Origin of the sequence: Lutimonas sp. (assembly GCF_051011215.1) — a bacterium.
Taxonomy (GTDB): Bacteria; Bacteroidota; Bacteroidia; order Flavobacteriales; family Flavobacteriaceae; genus Lutimonas.
Genome location: NZ_JBPCUJ010000100.1, coordinates 22,804 through 31,026, shown reverse-complemented (window position 1 = coordinate 31,026; position 8,223 = coordinate 22,804). Strand labels below are relative to the sequence as shown.

The 8,223-nt window shown below is 40.7% G+C and carries 6 protein-coding genes; 3 read left to right on the top strand and 3 right to left on the bottom strand.

Features of this window, described 5'->3' with window-relative positions; translation table 11 throughout:
* Positions 1-115: 115 nt before the first annotated feature.
* Positions 116-2,194, bottom strand: a complete 2,079-nt coding sequence (locus tag ACR2MV_RS08830; RefSeq protein ID WP_434021546.1) for a S9 family peptidase — start codon at positions 2,192-2,194, stop codon at positions 116-118.
* 165 nt (positions 2,195-2,359) lie between these two features.
* Here ACR2MV_RS08830 and ACR2MV_RS08825 point away from each other — a divergent pair, with 165 nt between their 5' ends.
* Complete coding sequence (locus ACR2MV_RS08825) at positions 2,360-2,683, top strand: YbaB/EbfC family nucleoid-associated protein (RefSeq protein ID WP_434021545.1); 324 nt, start codon at positions 2,360-2,362, stop codon at positions 2,681-2,683.
* 8 nt (positions 2,684-2,691) lie between these two features.
* On the opposite strand, the gene ACR2MV_RS08820 is transcribed toward ACR2MV_RS08825, so the two are convergent.
* Entirely contained in the window at positions 2,692-3,363 is a 672-nt protein-coding gene (locus ACR2MV_RS08820; RefSeq protein WP_434021544.1) for a lysoplasmalogenase, read from the bottom strand.
* A 6-nt stretch (positions 3,364-3,369) separates the two neighbouring features.
* Positions 3,370-5,160 (bottom strand): hypothetical protein, encoded by a 1,791-nt coding sequence (locus ACR2MV_RS08815; RefSeq protein ID WP_434021543.1) that lies wholly within the window; start codon positions 5,158-5,160, stop codon positions 3,370-3,372.
* A gap of 297 nt (positions 5,161-5,457) precedes the next feature.
* Here ACR2MV_RS08815 and ACR2MV_RS08810 point away from each other — a divergent pair, with 297 nt between their 5' ends.
* The gene (locus tag ACR2MV_RS08810; RefSeq protein WP_434021542.1) at positions 5,458-7,692 is read left to right on the top strand and encodes a molybdopterin-containing oxidoreductase family protein; all 2,235 of its coding nucleotides are present in this window, start codon (positions 5,458-5,460) and stop codon (positions 7,690-7,692) included.
* Positions 7,689-8,222 carry a 4Fe-4S dicluster domain-containing protein gene (locus tag ACR2MV_RS08805; protein WP_434021541.1) on the top strand — a complete coding sequence of 178 codons (534 nt, stop codon included), beginning with the start codon at positions 7,689-7,691 and terminating at the stop codon, positions 8,220-8,222. The genes ACR2MV_RS08810 and ACR2MV_RS08805 overlap by 4 nt, the downstream gene beginning before the upstream one ends.
* Position 8,223 lies beyond the last annotated feature (1 nt).

Here is an 8,223-nt window from a genome sequence, read left to right as displayed (position 1 = left end):
AATGCTTTGATTATAAAAACCGGGCAAATTTAAGTATTTTTTTCAAACTACAGATGTTATTCTTTATAAGAATCTTGTGAGCATGACTGCTCTCACAATATTACAAAAAAAAATACTATTCGCTAATCCCCTCTAAATCAAACAAAAAGCAATAATCTCTGGTAACTTCCTTCAGGGCGTCAAACCTGCCTGAGGCTCCACCATGACCTGTTTCCATATTTGTGTATAAGAGCAACTGATTCTTATCTGTTTTATTTAACCTCAATTTTGCGACCCATTTTGCAGGCTCGAAATATTGTACCTGAGAATCATGCAATCCTGTGGTCACCAGCATATGGGGGTAGTCATGTTGCTTTACATTGTCGTAAGGTGAATACGAGAGCATGTATTGATAAGATTCTTTTTGCTTCGGGTTTCCCCATTCATCAAACTCTCCGGTGGTTAACGGAATACTCTCATCCAGCATGGTAGTCACCACGTCTACAAAGGGTACGGCAGCAATAATTCCATTAAAAATTTCAGGACACAAGTTGATGACTGCTCCTACCAGCAAGCCTCCGGCGGATCCCCCTTCGGCATACAAATGTTTTGCTGAAGTATACTTATGAGCTATGAGGTGCTTTGCAGCATCGATAAAATCATAAAAAGTATTCATTTTTGTAAACATCTTTCCATCATCATACCAGCTTCGCCCCAGGTATTCCCCGCCACGAATATGAGCAATGGCGTATACAAAACCTCTATCCAGCAAACTCAGGCGTACAGAACTAAATCGGTCACTTACAATGCTTCCATAGGAGCCATAGCCATAAAGTAACAGAGGCGTATTTTCATCGATAACCGTTTTCTTGTTATACACCAATGAAATAGCCACCTGCTTTCCATCTCGTGCTTTGGCCCAGACACGTTCGCTATTATAGTTTTCTTTATCAAAGTTACCTCCCAGCACCTCTTGCTCCTTCTTCACCTCTTTCGAACGATCATCTACATTAAAATCAATGACTGAATTAGGTGTTGTCAGGGAATTATAACTGTACCTGATCACATTGGTATCAAATTCGGGGTTATTATAAACGGAAGCTGAATAGGTTTCTTCTTCAAAAGGCAGGTGATAATCATCGCTGCCATCCCATTTCCGAATTCGAATCTTGTTCAATCCATTATGCCTTTCTTCAAGTACCAAAAAGTTCTTAAATATCGAAATATCTTCCAGTAAGGTATCCTCTCTATGGGGAATGACCTCCTCCCAATATTCCTTTGACGTTTTACCAATAGGCGCCTTCATCAATTTAAAATTAAGCGCATGATCCCGGTTTGTCAAGACATAAAAATGCGCTCCATAATGGGCAATACTATATTCAAGATTTTTTTCTCTGGGATGTACGATCATAAATTCACCATTTGGATCATTGGCATCCAAATACCTGTATTCAGTAGAAAGGGTGCTGTAGGATCCAATAATAATAAATCGTTTGGATTTCGATTTGTAGGCAAAGGTCCAAAAAGCTTCATCATTTTCCTCAAAGATTAGCACATCTTCACTTACCTCTGTTCCTAAAACATGTTTGTATATTTTGTCACTGCGCAGGGTCATAGGATCCTTCCTGGCATAAAAAACCGTTTTATTATCATTGGCCCAGGCCGTACTCCCTGTGGTGTTTTTAATGATTTCCGGATAGAGCGCACCAGTTTCAAGGTTTTTGAACTGGATGTCATACTGTCTTCTGCTAACGGTATCCACACCAAACGCAGCCACTTTATTCGATTGATTGACATTCAATCCGGTAAGGGCATAATACTCATGACCCTCCGCCAGGTTATTCACATCTACAATAATTTCTTCTTGGGCATCGAGACGCTCTTTTTTCCTCGTATACAATGGATACTGCTTTCCAGTCTCGTACTTGGTAATGTAATAATATCCGTTTTTCTTGTATGGAACCGATTCATCATCCTCCTTAATTCTGGACTTCATTTCTTCAAACAGATCTTCCTGAAATTTTTTGGTATGACCTGTAACATGATGATAGTAGTCGTTTTCCGCATTTAAGTAGTCAATTACCTTCGGGTTTTCCCGCTCGTTTAACCAGTAATAATCATCAACCCGAACATCTCCGTGAATTTCCATTTTTTTTGGAATTCTTTCTGCTGTTGGAGGAATCATCTCCTTTTTCGACATATTTGTTTCTTTCATGTTTAATGACAATTCTTTTTCACGGGGATTGCAAAAGTAAGAGATAATATTATGGTAACCACAATTAATTTATTTGATTATAGATAAATAGGTATTGCATTAATCCTTAATTTTGTTTCTCCTTTGACGGGGAAAAATATCAATTTAATTTTAAAAAATCAGATCATGTTTGGAGATATGCAGGGAATGATGGCCAAATTACAGGAAGCACAGGCCAAAATAGAAGAAACAAAGAATCGTTTAAATTCAGTGATGGTAGATGGCGATGCCGGGAATGGGATGGTCGTTGTAACTGTAACGGCAAACAGAGAGGTTAAAAACATTGCCATTGATGACCAGTTATTAGAAGATAAAGAAGCCTTGGAAGACTATCTGATTCTTGCCCTGAACAATGCAATAGACAAAGCCAATAAAATTAATGAATCAGAAATGGCAGCAGCGGCCAAAGGTGGTATGCCAGATATCCCAGGCATGGACATGTTCAAATAAGTCTTTTTTTACACATTATCTTTCATCAGTTCGTTTTGAAGCACATGAGAAGTGATTAAATATTGCGCTGCAATATAGGTAATCATAATACTTACCGGGTAAAACGACTGTTCTTCAAAGAATTTATTGAGTGCAATCATACTATCCGAAATAATAAATAGTACCGCTCCTTGCAGCAGTAGTAAATTGTACCCGTTTTTTTCATTCAGGTACTTTAATAAAGATACCATTCCAAATACAGAAATAACAAAACCATAGATGCTCACGGGTATCAATAACTCATTCAGGTTTGGTTTCAAAATGGAAATTAAAACACTGAAAAACAATAGAAATGGCAGGATGGAAACCAGTTTATGCTTCCCGCTCGCTTCCCCCAGTCCTTTTGAAAAAATCAATACGTAGATGAGCTGTGTGATCAGAAAGGCTCCTATTCCAAAGATGAAATAATTTACCTTATCGAGCAATAGAACATCTCCTACAAAAGAAAAAACAAGTGCGATGACAAATAACTTATTGACACCTGAACTCTTTGTAAGGTACCAGGCCAGTAAAGAAGGAATGATCAGTGATTTACAGATCATTTGAAGAAAGGAGTTCTCCAAATAGATCGCAACAATATCTCCCACAGATACCAGGAAAAATAGCATTAAAAAAGGCTTGGACAATTTCGTTTTACTCATGGTTTCTTAATATTCTGGTATCAGACATTTTTCGGATCGTTCCAAAAGTAGCGGTTTTAATCCGATTAATAAGGATTGTTTCATCATTTTAGAATTTGGAGAATGACATTCCAAACAAGCTCCAACCCTCAAAATATTTTGTTGTTCTTTCAAATTGAAGGGTCTGAAATCAGAGCGGGTTGACAAACGTGCTGCATTGGATTCTATCAAAAAAGGAATCCAGGCATCTTCAGGCAATTGATCATTTGAATTCAATTCATAAGCTGGTTCAAATGCCCATACGGCTTTACTGTTTTTAATGGAATAAACCAGGTTTCCTTTCCCATAACCAATGGCTTCCGGGTCGGAATGGCAAGATGTACAACTTCGCGCTTCTCTCTGGATGGTATGCGGTGCGTTGGAAGCATACAACCTGTCAAATGATTCATTTTTAGGCGAGTCATCCGGGTGATTCGAATCATCAATGGACAGGATCATACCGGGTATCGCCGGTTCAATTTCTCGCTTGCCTTCCTTCTCTCGTACTCCCATTGCAGGCAGACTTGTTTCAAATTCATAAACGTGCTCTATCCAGGTACCTTTCACCAGTTTTTCATCCAGGAGGTCATAGCCTTGTTGACGGGTATCATAACTGTTATGACAACCAATGCACTTTGGTGCCCAACCCGAATGGCAAGAAGCACAGCTCAAGGATTGATGCGCTGCATCCTTTGCACATTGTGCACCTTGTTTGACCACCTCATGTTCTTTTCCGTCTTTTTTTCCTATTAAACGCAGGACTCCATTTTCATCCAAATAGGTGTTAACCAGCGGATGACCATCTGCTTTACTTACCAAGATTGGATGATCAAAATGCGTATAACCCCTATGCATAAAAACCAATGCAGATTCTGCATCCAGTTCATCATAGGGAATCGTTTTTGGACTGTTTTTATAATGACAGTCCGCACATTCCAGTTTTACAGCATCCTCTTCATGCGTATAGTCAATGCCATCTCCCATAACTTCATGAGAACTATGGCAATCAATGCATAATAATCCTTTGGAATGATGTACATCAGCACCTTTAAATTCATAGATTCTTTTGTCTTCAAACATCTTATATGCACCTGACGCAGGCAATTCGTCTAACAAGGTCTCGTGCCAGCCCATATAATTAGTAGAAATTCTGCTGGAACGGCTATGACACCCAAAACAATGGGTATCATTCATAAATACATCAGTCGATGGATGTATTTGAGTTAATTGAGTCTTTCCGGAATTTAAGTAGGTTGTGAGTTCCTTTGCTGCCTGATCAGAATAATTTAAATGACATGCATTGCAACCTCCTCCCCTGCTCAGTTCCGTAATTGCGCCAAATTCACTTTTCTTTTTGCCCAAATGACAATTGGCACATAAATTTCTGAGATGCTCGTCCGAGGCTGTATGTGCCAGTTCACGAATATCAAAATGATGATCAGGACTGTCTGTTTCGCCAAATATGTATTTATCAACGGCCACCAAACCACTATTTGTCGTCATCAAAGAATGTTGAATTTTTTCCAGTTCCTGAGGATGGCATTTACCACAAGTCAATTCAGCGTCTTCCAAATTCCCCGGAATAAGTACCATCTGCCGATGCGAAATATCTTTATCCGAGGAAGAAGCATCTCCTAAATGACAGACTACGCAGCCGATTTGCTTTGGATCGTGGTAGGCTGAAAATCCCTGCATTTCTTTATGGCAGTCAATACAGGACTCCTTGGCGACATCTATCTTGATATAGGCTTCAGAAACCTCGTTACCGTTATTTTCCATAACGAAAAGCTTCAGTCCCAACCACGTAATTAGCAACAAAAATATAAGCAAAAATGCCCAGGTACTTTTCGATTGTATTTTGTGATTTGACATCAGTCCTAGATTTTAAACAAAATTACGACCCAGCGAGATTGAAAAATATGAGTAATGACATGTTTTTTCTGTTCCTATGTGACCGGAGTCACAATTCAATATGACTTTTATCATCAAAACAACTCTTGTTCACCTCTAATTTTACACCAAACATAGAGCCTGTTGAATACAGTCTTTTTGTTTGAACAATATAAAAAGAACAACATGGGTAACTCAAGAAGGTCATTTATTAAAATATCTGCGCTCAGTGCAAGTGGCATTGCACTTACTTCAACGGCGCTCGGTGCCCTGCCTTCAAATCCTCTCAACGGAAAAGAAGGTGCCGGCATTCCATTAAAAAGAGCGGCTACCTACTGCGAGGTCTGTTTCTGGAAATGTGCAGCATGGGCCTATGCAGACCAAGACAACAATATTCAAAAAATTATTGGCAATCCTAAGGATCCACATTGTTACGGACGCCTTTGCCCACGAGGAACCGGAGGCCTGGGCATGTACAGTGACAACGACCGGCTAAAAACGCCTTTAATCAGAACCAAAATAAACGGAGAAGATACCTTTAGAAAGGCTAGCTGGGAAGAAGCCCTCGATCTGGTTGCAAAAAACATGCAACAAATTAAAGATGTCTATGGCTCCGAATCAATGGCACTAATTAAACACGGCTCTCCGGGAAGTCACCTTGAACATCTTTTCAAAGCCTACGGTTCTGATACCATCGCCGAGCCTGCATATGCACAATGTCGCGGACCCCGTGAAACAGGTTTTGGTTTGACCTATGGTTCATGGGTGGGTTCACCCGAACCCACAGATATCAGAGATACCAAATGCCTTGTTCTAATCGGTTCTCATATTGGAGAAAATATGCACAATAGCCAGGTACAGGAAATGTCTGAGGCCATAGATAAAGGTGCAAGTATTATCACCGTTGATCCAAGGTGCTCCACAGCGGCCAGTAAATCTCAGCATTGGTTGGCCATTAAACCATCCACTGATATGGCATTATTGCTTTCCTGGATGCACGTTTTGATTTATGAAGACCTTTACAATAAAGAGTATGTTGAAAAATATGGGCATGGATTTGAGGCCTTGAAAAAACATGTAAAATCATTTACCCCTGAATGGGCTTATGGAATTACAACCATCAAACCCAGTGAAATAAGAAAAACTGCACAGATCATGGCTGCTGCAGCTCCGTCGGCCATTATTCATCCTGGCAGACATGTAACCTGGTATGGCGATGATGCGCAACGAGAACGTGCCATCGCTATTCTCAATGGCCTTTTAGGTTCCTGGGGGAATCGTGGAGGATTCTATTTTAAAGAAAAAATCAAAGTTCCTGCTTATCCGCATCCACCTTATCCACATCCAAAATGGGGCTGGAAAGAAATTGGAGAAAAATATCCTTTTGCGGAAATGGGTAATACGACAGAAGTTATAAAGGCATCCATCCCAAAGGAACAACAAAAATACCCTGTAAAGGGATGGTTTGTAGCTGGCACAAATCTGGTTACTTCAGTGCCTCAACGAGCATTAATTGAGGAAGCCATGAATGCGCTGGATTTCATGGTCGTCATGGATACCATGCCGATGGAGATCACAGGATATGCAGATGTGATTTTACCTGAATGCACCTATCTGGAACGGTATGATGGCATCAGGTCTGCCACTAACAGAGAACCTTCCATCGCCTTGCGGTCCCCTGTCGTAGCTCCTAAATATGAATCCAAACCGGCCTGGTGGATGGCCAAAGAAATTGGCAACCGTTTGGGACTGCAGGACTATTTTGACTATGATGATTTTGAGCAAGTAATTTCCTGGCAACTAGAAAAAATGGGGAGTTCATTGGAAGAAATGAAAAAAATTGGTGTCAAAAATTTTAAAAGAAAATCCGGCTCATTATACCTTAAAAAAGGAGCGGCTTATGAGTTTCCGACACAAAGTGGGAAAATTGAATTTTACTCAGATGAGTTAGCCGCACTCGGCCTACCTGCAATGCCCGAATACACGGCACATGATAGCCCGGAACCAGGTTTTTACCGTCTAAATTATGGCCGTTCACCCATGCACACATTTAGTCGAACAATCAACAATCCAAACCTAAGCGATCTCACTGATGAAAACACCCTTTGGGTAAACCCAAAAGTTGCCCGTTTGGAAAATCTAAAAAACGGACAAGCCGTCTGGCTCGAAAATCAGGATGGCGTGCTCTCGACTTTTCCGATTAAAGTAAGGGTGACGGAAAGAATCAGATGGGATTCAGTCTACATGTACCATGGTTTTGGGCATGCCAATAAGAAATTAAGTCGGGCGCATGGAAAAGGAGCGAGCGATACAGAACTCATCACCCGAATATCTGTCGATCCATTGATGGGCGGTACAGGTATGAGAGGAAATTTTGTAAAAATTTTAATTGAGAACCCAGCTAAAGAGGTATTGATATGAAATATGCCATGGTCATAGACACGTTAAAATGTGTTGGATGCAGCGACTGCGTTGTTGCCTGTCAAACCGAAAATAAAGTGCCCATCGGATACTGTCGTGACTGGGTTACTGAATCGGTCAACGGTACCTATCCACAGGTCGAAATAGAACTAAAATCAGAAAGGTGTAATCAATGTGAAAATGCGCCTTGTGTAAGATGCTGCCCTACTGGTGCGAGCCACAAAGCAGAAGGCGGCATTGTTTTGGTGACCGCGGATGAGTGCATTGGTTGCGGCGCCTGTATCGCCTCCTGCCCTTACGATGCGAGATACCAGCACCCTGATGGATATGTTGATAAATGTACATTTTGCGCACACAGACTAAAAGAAGGGCAAGACCCTGCCTGTGTTTCCGTTTGCCCTACAAAGTGCATGTATTTTGGAGACATCGATGATCCTACCAGTAAAGTTTCATCACTACTGGCTTCGAGGAAATTTAAAGTACTGGCTCCCGAAGCCGGAACAAAACCCAACGTTTATTATTTAATCTGAA